The 17,206-nt window shown below is 61.7% G+C and carries 13 protein-coding genes; 11 read left to right on the top strand and 2 right to left on the bottom strand.

Going from position 1 to position 17,206, the window contains the following annotated elements:
• The first annotated feature begins 35 nt into the window (after nucleotides 1-35).
• The 11 genes from uxaC to RIF72_RS16625 all read left to right on the top strand — a co-directional run bounded on the left by uxaC (nucleotide 36) and on the right by RIF72_RS16625 (nucleotide 15,347).
• Nucleotides 36-1,442: a glucuronate isomerase gene (gene uxaC / locus RIF72_RS16675; protein WP_309075955.1), complete on the top strand. Its 1,407-nt coding sequence runs from the start codon at nucleotides 36-38 to the stop codon at nucleotides 1,440-1,442.
• Entirely contained in the window at nucleotides 1,439-2,815 is a 1,377-nt protein-coding gene (locus RIF72_RS16670) for a mannitol dehydrogenase family protein (protein ID WP_309075954.1), read from the top strand. Before uxaC ends, RIF72_RS16670 begins: the two co-directional genes overlap by 4 nt.
• 319 nt (nucleotides 2,816-3,134) lie before the next feature.
• Nucleotides 3,135-4,526 carry a glucuronide transporter gene (gene uidB / locus RIF72_RS16665; protein ID WP_309075953.1) on the top strand — a complete coding sequence of 464 codons (1,392 nt, stop codon included), beginning with the start codon at nucleotides 3,135-3,137 and terminating at the stop codon, nucleotides 4,524-4,526.
• A gap of 119 nt (nucleotides 4,527-4,645) precedes the next feature.
• Nucleotides 4,646-5,875 (top strand): D-mannonate dehydratase ManD, encoded by a 1,230-nt coding sequence (gene manD / locus RIF72_RS16660; RefSeq protein WP_309075952.1) that lies wholly within the window; start codon nucleotides 4,646-4,648, stop codon nucleotides 5,873-5,875.
• A complete protein-coding gene (locus tag RIF72_RS16655) occupies nucleotides 5,865-8,147 on the top strand; it encodes a gluconokinase, GntK/IdnK-type (protein WP_309075951.1) in 2,283 nt (760 codons plus the stop codon). The genes manD and RIF72_RS16655 overlap by 11 nt, the downstream gene beginning before the upstream one ends.
• A gap of 333 nt (nucleotides 8,148-8,480) precedes the next feature.
• Nucleotides 8,481-9,629, top strand: coding sequence for a multiple monosaccharide ABC transporter substrate-binding protein (gene chvE / locus RIF72_RS16650; RefSeq protein WP_309075968.1), 1,149 nt, complete (start codon nucleotides 8,481-8,483; stop codon nucleotides 9,627-9,629).
• Nucleotides 9,630-9,755: 126 nt separating this feature from the next.
• Entirely contained in the window at nucleotides 9,756-11,285 is a 1,530-nt protein-coding gene (gene mmsA / locus RIF72_RS16645) for a multiple monosaccharide ABC transporter ATP-binding protein (RefSeq protein ID WP_309075950.1), read from the top strand.
• 5 nt (nucleotides 11,286-11,290) lie between these two features.
• Nucleotides 11,291-12,574, top strand: coding sequence for a multiple monosaccharide ABC transporter permease (gene mmsB, locus RIF72_RS16640; RefSeq protein WP_309075949.1), 1,284 nt, complete (start codon nucleotides 11,291-11,293; stop codon nucleotides 12,572-12,574).
• Between the two features lie 39 nt (nucleotides 12,575-12,613).
• Complete coding sequence (locus RIF72_RS16635; RefSeq protein WP_309075948.1) at nucleotides 12,614-13,597, top strand: LacI family DNA-binding transcriptional regulator; 984 nt, start codon at nucleotides 12,614-12,616, stop codon at nucleotides 13,595-13,597.
• 5 nt (nucleotides 13,598-13,602) lie between these two features.
• Complete coding sequence (gene pyrE / locus RIF72_RS16630; RefSeq protein ID WP_309075947.1) at nucleotides 13,603-14,175, top strand: orotate phosphoribosyltransferase; 573 nt, start codon at nucleotides 13,603-13,605, stop codon at nucleotides 14,173-14,175.
• A 47-nt stretch (nucleotides 14,176-14,222) separates the two neighbouring features.
• Complete coding sequence (locus RIF72_RS16625; protein ID WP_309075946.1) at nucleotides 14,223-15,347, top strand: alpha/beta hydrolase; 1,125 nt, start codon at nucleotides 14,223-14,225, stop codon at nucleotides 15,345-15,347.
• Nucleotides 15,348-15,368: 21 nt separating this feature from the next.
• Here the strand turns inward: RIF72_RS16625 and RIF72_RS16620 are convergent, their stop codons facing one another.
• On the bottom strand, nucleotides 15,369-16,082 hold the full coding sequence (locus tag RIF72_RS16620; RefSeq protein ID WP_309075945.1) for a tyrosine-protein phosphatase: 714 nt from the start codon (nucleotides 16,080-16,082) through the stop codon (nucleotides 15,369-15,371).
• Between the two features lie 13 nt (nucleotides 16,083-16,095).
• Nucleotides 16,096-16,917, bottom strand: a complete 822-nt coding sequence (locus RIF72_RS16615; protein WP_209755182.1) for an HAD-IIA family hydrolase — start codon at nucleotides 16,915-16,917, stop codon at nucleotides 16,096-16,098.
• Between the last annotated feature and the right edge of the window lie 289 nt (nucleotides 16,918-17,206).

Below are 17,206 nucleotides of genomic sequence, written 5' to 3'. Positions count from 1 at the left end.
TGACAAAATAGCGGGCCTGCCCGCAAGATTGATCTATGTCACAGTCCATTGCCGCACACCCTGACAGGCTCCTGCCCGCAGATCCCGGGACGCGAAGCATCGCGCGATCCTTGCTGGAGCGCGTCCAGGACCTGCCCATCATTTCTCCCCATGGCCACGTTGACGCCGCTGTCATCGAACAAAACACGCCGTTCCCGGACCCAGCGGCACTCCTGGTCAGCCCGGACCACTACGTCACCCGATTGATCCACGCCAATGGTGTTCCGATGGATCAGTTGCTGGCAGGTGCGGAATCCGCCCCTCAGTCACGCGAAATATGGCGGCAATTCGTCCAGGCTTGGCCCCTTTTTGAAGGCACTGCCTCCGGGTACTGGCTGCGCACCCAGTTCAACGATGTGTTCAAACTTGGCACAGACCTCAGTGAGTTGCCGGCCGATGCGAGCTACGACGCGATCGCCGCAAAGCTGATGGAGCCGGACTTCCGTCCTCGTCAGCTTTTCAAGGATTTCAACATCGAGGTCCTGGCAACCACGGACGATCCCCTGGACAACCTTGCCAGCCACAAGGCCCTCACCAATGACCCCAGCTTCAACGGCCGCGTGCTTCCCACGTTCCGGCCGGATGCCTATTTGAACGTGGCGCATCCCAGCTGGAGCGCCAATGTTGACAGGCTGATCGAAACAGCGGGCGACGGCGCGACTGGCTACGCCGGCTACATCGCCGCCCTGGAAAACCGCCGTCGCTATTTTGTGGAGCATGGCGCAGTGTCGGCGGACCACGGCGTGCGCACACCTGCCACGCTCAAACTCGATTCTGCCCAAGCGGAAGCACTCTTTGAACGTGCCCGCGCCGGCAAGGCTACCGCGCAGGATCGTGACGCGTTCGAGGCCCACATGATGTACCAGATGGCGCGCATGTCGGTGGCCGACGGGCTTGTCATGACCATCCATCCAGGCTCGTACCGTAACCACCATGGCCCCACGTTCGAGTCTTTCGGGGCGGACACCGGTCACGATATCCCGTTCGCCGTGAATTACACCGAGGCCATCCGCCCCCTGTTGCAGGACTTCGGCACGGCCAAGGATTTCCACTTGGTGCTCTTCACACTGGACGAGACCGTTTTCTCCCGTGAACTCGCCCCACTGGCTGGCTTCTACCCGTCCGTCTACATCGGCGCACCGTGGTGGTTCCTCGATGCCCCGGATGCCATGTTGCGCTTCCGCTCTGCAGTAACAGAAACCGCCGGATTCTCGCGGTCCTCAGGCTTCATTGATGACACCCGTGCGTTCTGCTCCATTCCTGCACGGCACGACGCCTCCCGCAGGATTGAAGCCTCCTTCCTCGCGCGCCTTGTGGCCGAGCACCGCGTCACTGAAGACCGCGCGCACGAGTTGATCCTCGACGTCGTCGATTCCTCGCCTCGCAGGGTGTTCAAGCTATGACAGCCGAACTGCCGCGGCTCAGCCGCGACATTGTGCCCGACCCCAAGGCTCCGGTGCGCATCGTGCATGTGGGCCTGGGGGCCTTCCACCGCTCACATCAAGCCTGGTTCACGCAGCACGCGGGCGACGCAGGGGAGTGGGGCATAGCCTCGTTCACGGGTCGCCGTCCGGACGCCGCTGAGGTCCTGGCCGCCCAGGACGGACTGTTCACAGTAGTGGAGCGCTCGGATTCCGGCGATACGTTCGAGGTTGTAGGCAGCATTGTGGAAGCCGTGGATGGCGCCAACGTGGACCGTTTCGTGGAACTGGTGGGGGCATCCCAAACCGCTGTGGTCACCTTGACCATCACCGAAGCCGCCTACGCCTCCAGCGCCGACGACCTTTCGCTGCTGGTTTCAGGCCACAAGCCCACGACGCCGTTGGGCCGCTTGGTTCTTGGCCTCGCCGCGCGCAGGGACGCCGACGCCGGATCCCTCGCTGTTGTTTCCTGCGACAACCTCTCGGACAACGGCAATGTGGCACGTAATGCCGTGGTGGACCTTGCCCGGGGAGTCGACGCCGGTCTGGCGGACTGGATCGACGCCAACGTCAGCTTCGTCAGCACGTCAGTGGACAGGATCACGCCGCGCACCACACCTGAAGACGTTGCCTTGATCAGCGAACGGTGCCGATACCAGGATGAAGCACCCGTTGTGGCTGAACCTTTCCGTAACTGGGTGCTCAGCGGTGATTTCCCTGCCGGGCGCCCCCGCTGGGAGGACGCCGGGGCAGTCTTCGTGGACCACATAGCGCCATACGAAAACCGGAAGTTGTGGCTCCTCAATGGCGCCCACTCCATCCTTGCCTATGCCGGTCAGTTGCGCGGCCACGCCACTGTTGCCGAAGCCTTGGCTGATTCGGTGTGCTTGCAAGCTGTGGAGGAGTTCTGGGACGAAGCATCCCGCCACCTTCCCGGCGAAGAGCTCCGCATCCCTGAATACAGGGCGGCCTTGCTGGATCGCTTCGGCAACTCGAGGATCGCCCACCACCTCGCACAAATTGCGACGGACGCCAGCACCAAGCTAAGGATGCGGGCCATCCCCGTGCTTCGCGCTGAGCGTGATGCGGGCCGAACTGGTCAAGGCGCAGCCCGCATGATCGCCGCGTGGGCCTCTTTCGTGGGGACGAATCCGGGTCTGCAAGATCCGCAGTCGGATGCCGTAGCGGAAGCCAACCGGCTGGTCGGCGGTGAGCGGGTAACGGCTCTCTTGGCATTGCTGGATGCTGAACTCGCCCGGGATCCCGCGATAGTGAAACTCATCGAGGACCTCAGTATGGGATTCCCACGCGCAGAGGTGCCTGCCCGTGCGGCGGCTTCGGGCACTGCGGCGTAGGGTATTCACGCGATTTCTTTGACCGGCCCAGGCTGTCGATTTCCTTCGGCGTCCTGGGCCGCTGCCGCTTTAACGCCACCCTCGTACACGTTGTGAGGCCCGCTCTGCATGCTTTGGCGTGATCTTAGGGCGCAGAGCGGGCCTCGCAACGCCCGCAATTGGTGGAACTTTCAAGGAAACATTTGGCAATCGATTGCCAATTGCTTGCCAAAGTGACTAGAATTACAACAGCTGCACAACCGATCTTCGATTCCAGTGGTTCCCACATACTGTCGAGTCGACTCGGGCCGCAATGACGCGAAGGGTAAAGGAGCCCGCATTGAAAAAGCTCAGCAAACTCAGCATCGTCGGTTACGGTGCCGGCGACGCCGCCAATAACCTGGCCTTCACTACCGCAACCATGTTCCTGCTGGTCTACTACACGGACGTCGCAGGAATCTCGGCAGCCGCGGCCGGCACCTTGCTCCTGGTGGTGAGGATCTTCGACGCCTTCGCCGATGTCTTCGCCGGACGCATGGTTGACCGCACCTACAGCAAGCGCTTTGGGAAGTTCCGTCCGTTCATCATGTTCGGTTCCATTCCGCTGCTGCTCCTCAGTGTCGCCACATTCTCCGTGCCGCAACTGGGCGAGACGGGCACCTTGCTCTACGCCTACGTGACCTATGCTGCTTTGGGGTTGGCGTATTCCTTGGTCAACATCCCTTATGGCTCGTTGGCCGGGGCAATGACGCAGGACCCCGGTGATCGTGCCAAGCTGGGCTCCGCCCGCACGGTGGGTGCACTGTTGGTGGGCTCTGCCCTGGGCATCTTCGTCGCTCCACTGATAAAGCCGGGTGCAGACCTCCAGTCCACGTTCACCACCATCACGCTCGTCTTTGTTGCGATTGGTGCGGTGCTCTACTTCTTCACCGTTCTCACCGCCAAGGAACGTGTACATCGCTCGGTGCCCAACGTTTCCTTCAAGCAGAGCATGGACACCCTGAAGACCAATCGTCCGCTGCTCATGCTGTGCCTGAGCTCCTTCCTCTTTCTCACCGGCTATATGGCTCTGTCCTCCGTGCAGCTCTACTACTTGCGCGACGTCCTGGGCCGCTTGGATCTATACCCCGTTCTGGCCATCGTTCAGCTGGTCATGACGTTGGCCCTTGCGCCCTTGATGCCGCGATTGGTCCGCAGCTTGGGCAAGAAGAACGTATACATCGCTGCCGGCGCGCTCTCGATGCTGGGTGGAATCATTGTCTTTTTCTCGCCTCCTACCTTGGTCTGGGCCGGGTTCTCGGGGCTGGTGGTCAGTCTTATGGGCGTCATGGCCGTGAATATCGTGGTGTGGGCCCTGGAAGCCGACACTGTGGAGTATGGCGAGTGGAAAACCGGCGTCCGGACCGAGGGGATCACTTATGCCCTGTTCTCCTTCACGCGTAAGACCGGCCAAGCCGTGGGTGGCGCCCTTGCCGCCTATTGCCTCGCGGTTGGGGGATATAAGTCAGGGGTTACGCAGAGCCCCGAAGCCCTCCAGGGAATTCAGTTCGCCGCCGGGGCGCTGCCGGCCATCATGACCATCCTGGCGATCCTGGTGATGACCAAATACAAGCTCACTGATGCTCTTCATGCACAACTTGTGGGGGAGATTGGCGCCCGCCGTTCTGCGGAGGTCCCGAGCGGCAACCTCGGGAGAGCTTCGGAAGAAGCTGCAGCCAGCCAGGCCCCGTAGCGCAGTTCACCGGGCAGGTAGAAATATCCTAAAAGTATTCGGCAACCGGTTGCCACTTGATGCAATCCGACCTAAAATCGTACTTAATCCGATTCAGCCACATCCCGAAAGGAAAAGCTGTGAAAATCATTGCCGCTGAAGTCTTTGTGACCAGCCCGTCCCGTAACTTCGTCACCCTGCGTATCACCACGGAGGATGGTGTGACGGGCATCGGTGACGCGACGCTCAACGGCCGTGAACTCGCCGTGGCTGCGTACCTCAAGGAGCACGTGGCGCAGCTGCTGATCGGGAAGGATCCGCACCGCATTGAGGACACCTGGCAGTTCCTGTATCGCAGCTCCTACTGGCGGCGCGGTCCGGTCACCATGGCCGCGATTGCCGCCGTCGACATGGCGCTGTGGGACATCAAGGGCAAGGTTGCCGGGATGCCGGTCTACCAGCTGCTCGGTGGTGCTTCCCGCAACGGGCTGCGCGCCTACGGCCACGCATCCGGTGCCGACATTCCGTCGCTGTTCGACTCCGTTCGCGAGCATCTGGAGCTGGGCTACAAGTCCATCCGCATCCAGACCGCCGTCCCCGGTATCAAGGCCGTCTATGGTGTCGCCGCGCAGGCCCAAGCCTCGGGAGAGCGGTATGACTACGAGCCCGCCGGCCGTGGCAACTTCCCCTTGGAAGAGGACTGGGACACTCGCGCCTACCTACGCCACCTGCCCACAGTTTTCGAGGCCGTGCGCAACGAGTTCGGCCCGGAAATCCCGCTGCTGCACGACGGTCACCACCGAATGACCCCGATTCAGGCCGCAAAGCTCGGCAAGGCCCTGGAACCGTACGACCTCTTCTGGCTGGAAGACTGCACCCCCGCCGAAAACCAGGAAGGTCTGCGGCTGGTCCGCCAACACACCACCACCCCGCTGGCCATCGGCGAAATCTTCAACACCGTGTGGGACTACCAGACGCTCATCAAGGAACAGCTGATCGACTACGTCCGTGCAGCGTCCACCCACTTCGGCGGTATCTCACCGTTGAAGAAGGTCATGGACTTCGCGGCCCAGTATCAGATCAAGTCCGGTTTCCACGGCCCCACGGACATCTCCCCGGTGGGCTTCGCCGCCCAGCTCCACGTTGGCCTGGCCATTCACAATTACGGCATCCAGGAGTACATGCAGCACTCGAACAAGACCAACGAGGTCTTCCAGCAGTCCATGACCTTCAAGGACGGCTACCTGCATCCCGGCGATGAGCCCGGCATTGGCGTCGAATTCAACGAAGAAGCCGCTGCCGCCTTCCCGTACCAGCAGGCCTACCTGCCGTACAACCGCCTCGTGGACGGCACAGTTCATGACTGGTGAGACTCTGTCCCTGGCAGGCGGCCGTCACCACATCGTGGTCATGGGCGTGGCCGGCTGCGGAAAGAGCACCATTGGTGCCGCCTTGGCCGAGCGTCTCGGCGCTGAATTTCTCGACGGCGATTCGCTGCACCCCCAGGCGAACATCGACAAGATGGCCTCGGGTACTCCGCTGAACGACGACGACCGCGCACCGTGGCTGGCCGAAATCGGCGGGCGATTCCCGGCGTCGAACTCTGCTCTTGTCATCGCGTGCAGCGCGCTCAAGCGCTCGTATCGGGACATCATCCGCAGCGCTGATTCGTCCGTGGTGTTCGTGCACCTGCACGGCACCCGCGAGTTGCTGAACGCGCGAATGACGTCCCGGCCCGGACACTTCATGCCGGCCTCGCTGCTGGACTCGCAACTGGCCGCGCTGGAGCCATTGCAGGACGATGAAGCCGGAATCGTTGTGGACATCGCACTGCCCGTTGAGGAGATCGTGAAGGACGTACTTGCTGCGCTGAAAGGCCAATCCGCGGCGTCGTCCGGGCCGTTCCTGGTGGACCTGAAAGCGGCCCCGTTCAACCTTGACGACGCCGGGGTGGAATGGGTGGAGAGCACCATCGGCTCCATGACCCTGGAAGAGAAGATCGGCCAGCTGTTCATCAACCACAACAATGATTACTCCCCGGAGTACCTCGACGGCGTGCTGGAGAACTTCCACGTAGGTGGCATGCGCTATAGGCCAGGACCGTCCAAGGCCGTGCAGGAACACATCCGCTACGCGCAGTCCAAGACGCGGATCCCCTTGCTCATTGCGTCCAACCCCGAGATGGGTGGCGCAGGCAGTTGCGACGACGGCACGTTCGTCTCCACCCATCTGCAGGCTGGTTCTCATCCTGACAAGAACATCGCCCGGCAGATGGGCCAAGTGGCCGGCGTCGAAACTGCAGCGCTGGGCTGCAACTGGGCCTTCGCGCCGATCGTAGACATCCACTACAACTGGCGGAACACTGTCATCTCCACAAGGGCCTTCGGAAATGGCCCGGACATTGTGGTGGAACGCGCCAAGGAGTACTTCGACGGCATCAGTGAATCACCCACTGTTTGCGCCATGAAGCACTTCCCCGGAGATGGCATTGATGAGCGCGACCAGCATGTGGTCACGTCCTACAACACCCTTGGGTATGACGAGTGGGGCGCCAGTTACGGGCGCGTCTACCGCGAAATGATCGGTCACGGAGTGCAATCGATCATGGTGGGCCACATAGGAGCCCCTGAGGTGTCGCGGCACTTCAGGCCCGGTTTGTCCGACGCTGAAATCCTGCCGGCGACGCTGGCTCCGGAACTGTTGCAGGATCTGCTGCGGGGTGAGCTGGGCTTCAACGGTTTGGTCCTCACTGACGCTTCGCTCATGGTTGGCCTGACGCAGGCCATGAAGCGGCGCGACCTAGTGCCAGCGACGATCGCAGCGGGTTGCGACATGTTCCTGTTCTTCCGAAACCCCGACGAGGACTTCGGGTACATGTTGGACGGCTACAAGTCCGGCGTCATCACCGAGGGGCGCCTGCAGGATGCCCTGCGGCGGATTCTCGGCCTCAAGGCGAGCCTGGGGTTGCACCTTGCTTCGCGGGAATCCCTGGTTCCGGCGGCCGATGCCTTGACCGTCATCGGGAGTAAGGCGCACCGTGCCATTGCCGCTGATATCGCCGACAAGACGGTCACCCTGGTGAAGGATACGGCCCATCATCTGCCGATCACGCCGGAAACCCATAGGCCTATCCGCCTTTACGGGATTTCGGGTGGGGCCGACTTCACGCGGGCTGACCCACTGGCGTACTTGGACATTGTGCGGGAAGAACTGGAAGCGGCTGGCTTCGACGTGGAGGTGTTCAAGACCGCCGAGCAGCGCGAAGCAGCAGGGGAGTCCGGCATGAACTTTATGCGGGTCTTGTCTGAGGAAGCCACCGGAGATTATTCGGAGCGCTACGACGCCGCGTTCGTCTTCGCCAACGTGAAGGGTTTCGCCCAAGAGGCGGCCATCCGCATTAAGTGGTCGTCCCCGATGGCAGCCGAGATTCCCTGGTACGCCAAGGAAGTTCCCACCGTCTTCGTCTCGCTGAACCAGCCCAACCACTTGATTGATGTGCCCATGGTCAAGACCGCCATCCACGCACACGCAGCAACGCGCGAAGCCATCCGCGCAACCATTCAAAAGATCCAGGGGAAGTCCGAATTCCAAGGGACGTTCAACCAGAACGTCTTCTGCGATTCGTTCGACACCCGCCTCTGATTCCCTGTTCCCAGCAGGGAGAGTTCCTCCTCGCCATCACGGAGGAGCGCTGGAGCCCGGTACTGCCCACAAAGCAGTGCCGGGCTTTCTTCTGCCTTTTTACGGATGAGCGAGCCAATTGTGAACGCTAACAACGTTTCAAGTCAAGGGGTTTAGGGGCGGTTCGACGCTGCAATCACTTTGTGATCGGCGGCACTTGACCGACGGTATTGTTAGCGTTCACAATGGCATTCGCACCACCTTTCGTGGCATGTGGCACCCAGCTGGCCGCAGATCACAAAACGCTTCACCGCCGGACGCGCAGATGCTCCGGCTGCATCAGAGTTCGCGGCAATGCTGCCGCGGAAGGAGAGCATCGTGAGATTGAAGAAACTCCTGGGCGCCGTAGCGGTCGTCCTGACCTTGACCGTCGGAGCCACAGGTTGCGGTAGTCGCGGGGGCACTGCCGAGTCCACCAGCAGTGCAAATCCCAGCGATTCACTGGTTGGCATCTCGATGCCGACCCAGACGTCCGAGCGTTGGATCGCTGACGGCGCCAACGTTGAGAAGTCCCTGAAGGACCTTGGGTACAAGACGGACCTGCAGTTCGCCAACGATGACATTCCCACACAGGTTTCCCAGATTGAGAACATGCTGACGAAGGGTGCCAAGGCGCTCATCATCGCAGCCATTGATGGCACCACCCTGACGGACGTCCTGGCCAAGGCCAAGGAACAGAACGTCAAGGTCATCGCCTACGACCGCCTCATCAACGGCACTCCGAACGTCGACTACTACACCACATTCGACAACTACACCGTGGGTGTCCAGCAGGCCACGTCCTTGCTGACCGGCTTGGGTTTGCTGGACGCGAGCGGCAACAAGGTTGAGGGCAAGGGCCCGTTCAATGTCGAGCTGTTTGCGGGCAGCCCGGACGATAACAACGCCAACTTCTTCTGGACCGGCGCCATGGACACCCTTAAGCCGTACCTGGATGCAGGCACCCTGAAGGTTCCCAGCGGCCAGACCAACTTCGAACAGGCAGCCATCCTGCGCTGGCAGGCACCCGTAGCCCAGAAGCGCATGGAAGACATCCTCACCTCGGCCTACAGCTCGGGAACCAAGCTGGATGGCGTGCTGTCCCCGTATGACGGCCTGTCCATCGGCATCATTTCCGCACTGAGCAGCACCGGCGGTTACTCCACCGGCAACCTGCCCGTTGTTACCGGTCAGGATGCCGAGAAGGGCTCCGTGAAGTCCATCATCGCCGGCGAACAGTACTCCACGATCTTCAAGGACACCCGTCAGCTCGGATCGCAGGCAGTGAAGATGGTTGACGCTGTCCTGAAGGGAACGGAGCCGGAAACCAACGACACCGAGACCTACGACAACAAGGTCAAGGTTGTCCCGGCCTTCCTCCTGAAGTCCGTCATCATCACCAAGGACAACTTCCAGAAGGAACTGATCGACTCCGGCTACTACACCGAAGCCGACGTCAAGTAATCACGTCCCCGGGCGGTGGCCCCCCGCCTCTGTGCTGCAGTGCGCAGTGCGGCGGGGCCACAGCCTCCTTCAGAGCCTCCGAGTCCTCGGCCTGGCCAAGTTCCAACCAGTCAGCGGGAATTGACGATGAACGTACCCATTCTTCAAATGCGAGGAATCACCAAGACCTTCCCCGGGGTAAAAGCCCTTCAGGACGTCACCCTGGACGTCAACCGAGGTGAAGTTCACGCCATCTGTGGCGAGAACGGAGCAGGGAAGTCCACCCTCATGAAAGTGTTGTCCGGCGTCTACGCGCACAACACTTTCGACGGCGACATCCTCTTCGAGAACGAACCCTGCGAGTTTTCGAGCATCACGGACAGCGAGAAACGTGGCATCGTGATCATCCACCAGGAACTGGCCCTGAGCCCGTACCTGTCAATCGCCGAGAACATCTACCTCGGCAACGAACTTGCCAATAAGGGCTGGGTGGACTGGCGGAAGACCAACCTGGAAGCCGCCAAGCTGCTGGCTCGCGTAGGCCTCAGCGAGAACCCGGTCACCCCCATTCAGCACATCAGTGTTGGCAAGCAGCAGTTGGTGGAGATCGCCAAAGCGCTGTCCAAAGAGGTGAAGCTACTCATCCTTGATGAGCCCACGGCGGCGTTGAACGATGAAGACTCGGACCATTTGCTGGACCTCATCCTGCACCTCAAGGGCCAGGGCGTTACCAGCATCATCATCAGCCATAAGCTCAACGAGATCCGCAAAGTGGCCGACGCCGTCACCATCATCCGCGATGGCAAGTCCATTGAGACCCTGCGCCTGGACCAAGGCCAGATCACCCAGGAACGCATCATCCGGGGCATGGTTGGACGCGACCTTGAAAGCCTCTATCCGGACCGGACCCCCAACATCGGCGAGGAAGTCCTCCGCATTGAAGACTGGACGGTCCAGCATCCGCAGGATCATTCCCGGACCGTGGTGAACAACGCCAGTTTGAATGTACGCAAGGGCGAAGTCGTAGGCCTTGCCGGCCTCATGGGTGCCGGCCGGACCGAGCTGGCCATGAGTGTGTTCGGCCGGACCTACGGACGGGCGGTATCGGGCAAGGTCTACAAGTACGGCAAGGAAATCGACACCTCCACGGTTTCCGACGCAATCGACCACGGGATTGCGTACGCCACCGAAGACCGCAAGCACTACGGCCTGAACCTGATTGAAGACATCAAGCGGAACATCTCCATGGCAGCACTGAACAAGCTGGCCAAGCGAGGCTGGGTGGATGGCAACAAGGAGACCACCGTTGCCAACCACTACCGGAAGAGCATGAACATCAAGGCTCCTTCCGTTGCTGCCATCACCGGCAAGCTCTCGGGTGGAAACCAACAAAAGGTGGTGCTGAGCAAATGGTTGTTTTCGGACCCCGACGTCCTGATCCTGGACGAGCCGACCCGAGGGATCGACGTCGGCGCCAAGTTTGAGATTTACACGATCATTGCGGAGCTCGCAGCGGCTGGGAAAGCCGTCATTGTGATCTCCTCTGAGCTTCCGGAGCTCCTGGGCATCTGCGACAGGATCTACACGCTGTCCGCGGGCCATATCACCGGCGAAGTCCCCATCGCCGAAGCCACCCAGGAATCCCTCATGCACTTCATGACTCAAGAAAAGGAATAGCGAACATGTCCGCCCTACGAGAATCCCTTGGCTTCCTCACAAGCCGCCTTCGCCAGGTTGGCATCTTCGTCGCCTTGATCCTGATCGTCATCCTCTTCCAGGTCCTGACAGATGGCATCCTGCTCCAGCCTCAGAACGTCACCAACCTGGTGGTCCAGAACAGCTACATCCTGATTCTCGCCATAGGTATGGTGATGGTCATCATCGCCGGGCACATCGACCTCTCCGTTGGGTCCATTGCCGGCTTCATCGGCGCCGTGGCAGGCGTGATGATCGTCCATTGGGGCTGGGCGTGGTGGATTGCCATCCCGGCCTGCCTCCTGGTGGGCGCCCTGGTGGGTGCGTGGCAAGGCTACTGGATCGCCTATGTGGGCATCCCGGCGTTCATCGTCACCCTGGCAGGAATGTTGATCTTCCGTGGCCTGACCCTTATTACGCTCAAGAACCAGCAGATCACCCCGTTCCCGAACGAATTGCGCGCCCTCGGTGGCGGTTTCCTCCCAGACATTTCCGGCGGCACGTCCGTGCTTGAATGGTTGACGGTCATCCTCGGTGTCGGCGGTACAGCTGCCATTCTGTTCCAGGCCATCAAGGAACGCCGGGTGCGCCGCAAGTTCAACCTGGAGAATGAACCGAGGGCGTGGTTTGCCGTCAAGAACGGGTTCATCGCAGTGCTGATGCTCATCATCACCTTCCTCTTGGCCAGCTACCGTGGCACCCCGATTGTCCTGATCGTCCTGGCTGTCCTGGTGATCGTCTACTCGGCCCTGATGAACAACAGCATCTTCGGCCGGCACACGTACGCGATCGGCGGCAATCTGCACGCGGCAGAGCTTTCGGGCATCAAAACCAAAAAGGTCACCTTCCGTCTCTTCGTTAACATGGGTGTCCTCGCTGCCCTGGCCGGGCTGGTCTTCACAGCTCGCCTGAACTCGGCACAACCCGCAGGCGGTACCGGCTTCGAACTGGACTCCATCGCTGCCGCGTTCATCGGCGGCGCTGCAGTCCAGGGCGGCATAGGAACAGTCGCCGGCGCCATGATCGGCGGCCTCATCATGGGCGTCCTCAACAACGGCATGTCCATCCTTGGCCTCGGCACGGACTACCAGCAGCTCATCAAGGGCTTGGTGCTGCTGCTCGCCGTCGCGTTCGACATCTTCAACAAGAACCGCACCGGATCCGGTGGAGGCTCGTCCATTGGCCGCCGTTTCAAGTGGAAGACCACGCCTCCGGCAACCGAAACATCCACCCCCGCCAAGGCTGAGCCTGTCGTCGTCGACGCGAAATAGCGGCTGATGTCCAGAGGGGGAGCAGCGAGGCCTCCTGTCATGGGTGACGTGGCAAGAATGGCGGGAGTCTCGCACCAAACCGTTTCCCGCGTCCTGAACAACCATCCGAACGTCAGTGGCAAGACCAAGGAACGCGTGGAATCAGCCATCGCACAGCTTGGGTACCGCCGCAACACTGCGGCCCGCAGTTTGGTGACCCGGCGCTCCCGGACCATCGGCGTGCTCGCCTGCGAAACAGGTCAGTTCGGCCCCGCGAACACCCTCCTGGGAGTCGAGCAAGCGGGGCGTGAAGCAGGCTACTTCGTCAGCATTGCGAACCTCCGGGAAGTGACCGACCACAGCGTCAACGATGCCATTGCGCACTTCCGTAACCAGTCCGTGGACGGGATCGTCATCCTGGTTCCGCACCCCGACGTCCTCGCGGCCCTGCGCGATGTTTCCTTTCCAGTTCCGATCGTGGCTGTCGGGGCAGGCGCGGGCAACCAGCTGACGGGCGCCTCCCTGAACCAGCGGCTCGGCGCCCGCCTTGCAGTTGACCATCTGATCGGCTTGGGGCACCGGCGTATCGCACACATCTCCGGACCGCCGCACTGGATAGACGCGGCCGAGCGCATCAAGGGATGGCAGGAATCGCTGGCTAATGCTGGATTGGACGCGGACGTCCTGCTCCAAGGCGGCTGGGACGCGGCATCGGGGTACCGTGCCGGACTGAACCTCATCCAGCAACACACTGTTACGGCCGTATTCGTCGCCAACGACCAGATGGCGGTGGGCGTATTACGCGCCGTCCAGGAAGCCGGCCTGCACGTGCCGGGCGACATCAGCGTGGTGGGTTACGACGACCAACCAGAGGCCGAATTCTTCATGCCACCCCTGACCACCATCAAGCAGGACTTCGAGGAACTCGGCCGCCGTTGCATGGAAGCGGTGCTGCAGCAGCTGGATGGCGACGGTGGGATCGGCGACCAGATCGTCAATCCCCGCTTGGTGATCCGCGCCACCACGGCGGCCCCACTAAACTAGGAGCCATGACTTCCACGCCTGATACTGCTGCTGCCCGCGCCCGCCTTCTTGAACTCATCAAAGAACTCGCGGTGGTCCGCGGCAAGGTGATCCTCTCCAGCGGCAAGGAAGCGGACTATTACATCGACCTCCGCCGCATCACTTTGCACCACGAGGCCTCCAAGCTGGTTGGCCAGGTCATGTTGGCAATGATCGACGACGTCGGCGTGTCAGTTGAGTGCGCGGGCGGACTCACCATGGGTGCCGACCCCGTAGGTACCGCTGTGATGCACGCTGCAGCCGACGCTGGCCGTGCCGTGGATGCCTTCGTTGTCCGCAAGGCCCAGAAGTCCTACGGCATGGGCCGTCAAGTGGAAGGTCCCTCGGTTGAGGGCCGCAACGTTGTGGTCCTGGAGGACACGTCCACCACCGGCGGGTCCGCACTGACCGCCGTCGAAGGTGTCCGCAAGGCGGGCGGCAACGTTGTGGCCGTGGCTGTGATCGTGGACCGTAACACCGGCGCCAAAGAAAAGATCGAAGCCGAAACCGGCGTGCCGTACCTCTTCGCGTTCGGCAAGGACGAACTGGGCCTCGACTAGGAACTGCGGGGCTGTAAGGCAGCGCCCGGGAAGCTTATGCTTGCTGCGTGGACGTTCAAGTAGGGAAGCTCACGGCACCGCCGGAGGTGAACGAGAACCTCCCCAAGCCGGTGGCCCCGGAACCGGAAAAGGCCGGGGATCCGGACTCATGGGCCCGGATCCTGCCCTACGCTGCCCGGCTGAAGAAGACGTCCCGCCGTAACTTCCTCATCACCGCCGGAGCCTCGGCAGCGCTGTCCGCGGACATGATCTTCACTCGGCGGGTACAGGCCGAGCGGCGGACCACCAAGATCCTCCGCGTCCCCGATCCGTACTCGGACCTGTACTTCCCCAAGGCCAGTTGGATCCTCTTTCCCGGCTATAAAACCAGTTGGGAAGAGGCCCAGTGGATCCTCAACTCGCTGCGTCCTGCCCTGCATCAGCGAGGCCGCCTTGCCGCCGTCGGATATTCAAACCTGGGCCTGGACGTGGACGAAATAGTCCGCGAAATCATCCTGCACGTCCGTGAGCTAAAACTGGAGAAGCTATATTTTTACGGCCACAGCTTCGGCGGAATGCTCGCCACCCAAGTCGCTGCCCGCCTGCTGGAGCTGCACGGCGTCGAAGCTCAATTGATCGTCCTGGACTCCAGTCCCTTCAGCCGTGCCGATGTCCTGGACAAGAGCTGGTTCGACGGTGTGGTGTTCCTCTACGAGAACGGCTTCCGCATCCCGTCGGTCCTGCGCGGCGGCTATGAGCTGGGGGAGCGTGTGGCACATAAGGACGAGCGCACGTGGCGGCAAATCCTCGACCAAACCTTGGAACAACTATCGCCGATCGCCCCTTCCAGCGTGCTGATACAGACCGAGTCGGCGTACATTTACCACTTTGACGGCCTCCGCCTGGCTGGAAAGATCGGTGGCGCCAACATGGCTTTCATCGGCAACGCCAAGGACGCCACTGTGGACTATGTGTCGGCGCGTGCGGGGTGGAGCAAAGTCTTCGGGGCCAACATGGCGATGCCCACTCTCAGTACGGAAGGCGCGCGGCCCGCCCACGCCAGTCCGCAATGGAACGGCAGCATCTACCGGCCGCTGCTGGAACGTATCCAGGATGAGCTCCAGCCGCTCCCGCCTGAGCCTGAGGAACCGTCGTACCGGGAGCCGAACGGCAGGGTGATCCGGCCGGCCTAGGAGTTCTCCAGCCAGGCCCTGTCAGGTAGCTTCCCGCAGCGATTCAACCTCGACGGCGGTGAGGCCTGCCTCACGCAGAAAGTTTCGCACGCCGCCGAACTCCTGTGCGAAGCGGGCCAGGAAATGCCGCATGGCAGCTTCGGGGCTCTGCAGGATCATGAGGTCTGGGCTGAAATACTCCGCCGGTGTTGAGGGGACGCTCAGCCGCCACGTTTCTGCCATGACTTCCAGGACGTCCGGCAGGTTGGCTGTGGTGGCCGCATAGTCTGCTACCACCTGGTCCTCTGCCACTCCTGCTGCCAGAAGCCCGATCGCCGAAACCACACCTGTCCGGTCCTTGCCCAGCGAACAGTGAACCAGCGTACGTTTACCGCGGGCGACCGGTCGCAGGGCATCGCCCACCCATTCGGGCCGCAGCCGGATCCATCCCAGATACAGATCCCCGAGGTCTTCGGCCGTTTCCACGGCCTGTAGCGACCCGGCGATGGCGTTCGGGTCCAGCGGGTTATGGATGAGTTCGACGGCGGACGGGACGACGGCGGCAGGCCCGCCGTCGCCGTCGTCCTGAACCAGCCACGGAACCAACGAGCGCTCAAGCTCACTCCGCAGGTCCACAATTGCCTGGATGCCGTGCTGCGCCAGGAAACCCGATGTTGCAGCGGCATCCAAACCGAACGGCTGGCTTCCCCTGAGTATCCGGCCGCCGGCCAAGGGACGCAGATTGAGCACAGCCACGGTTTTGTCCTCTTTAGATCTGGCTCTTGAGGTCGGCCACGGAGTTCAGGATCTGGTTGGGCCGGAACGGGAAGGACACAATTTCTTCGCGCTGCGTGATGCCGCTAAGTACCAGGACTGTGTGGAGGCCTGCTTCCATGCCGGCCACGATGTCCGTGTCCATGCGGTCGCCGATCATTGCCGTGGTCTCAGAGTGGGCGTCGATCTGGTTCATGGCGGAGCGGAACATCATGGGGTTCGGCTTGCCAACAATGTAAGGTTCCCGGCCCGTGGCCTTGGTGATCATGGCCGCGATGGCTCCGGTTGCCGGCATAGGGCCATCCTTTGAGGGACCGGTGGCGTCCGGGTTGGTGGCGATGAAGCGGGCGCCGGCCAGGATGTGGCGGACGGCCATGGTGATCGCTTCGAAAGAGTAGGTGCGGGTTTCGCCGAGCACCACAAAGTCCGGGTCGGTGTCGGTGAGGATGAACCCGGCCTCGTGCAGGGCCGTTGTGAGTCCCGCTTCGCCGATGGTGTAGGCACGGTTGCCCGAATCCGAGGACTGGACCTGGTCCTTGAGGAACTGGGCGGTAGCCAGCGCGGACGTCCAGATGTTCTCTTCCGGGACTTCCAGGCCGGACGCGCGCAGGCGGGCTGCGAGGTCACGGGGAGTGAAGATGGAGTTGTTGGTCAGGACCAGGAAGCGCTTGGATGTGTCCACCCAGCGCTGGATCAGCTCAGCCGCGCCAGGGATTGCCTGGTTTTCGTGAACCAGGACGCCGTCCATGTCCGTGAGCCAGCATTCGATTTCGTGGCCGTTCCGGTAAACCGATGTGGACGTGGTTTCATCTGCCATATTTGCCTCCGGCTGGGGTTGTACATGCACTGCAACCCAGTCTTTCATCATTCGGGCGGCGGGACATCCTGAGTTCCCCTTATGTGGATAGTTCTGCCCATATGGATAGCTGCTTTGACTTGTGTTGGGCGCGACATGCTCGACTACGCTTGTTGCGGCGCTGGGCTTGTTGGCGCCGGCGTGCCACCACCGTGGGTCGGGGGATCGACATGGTGAATTTTTAGGTGCCGCCGCATTGTTAGCAGGTCCCCTCGTTCCGGATCGTCACCAGGTGTCCCCAGAGACATCC

Origin of the sequence: Paenarthrobacter sp., assembly GCF_031180005.1 — a bacterium.
In the GTDB taxonomy this organism is placed as follows: Bacteria; Actinomycetota; Actinomycetes; order Actinomycetales; family Micrococcaceae; genus Arthrobacter.
The sequence above is the reverse complement of the archived record's forward strand: the minus strand, read 5'-3'. Positions and strand labels throughout refer to the sequence as shown.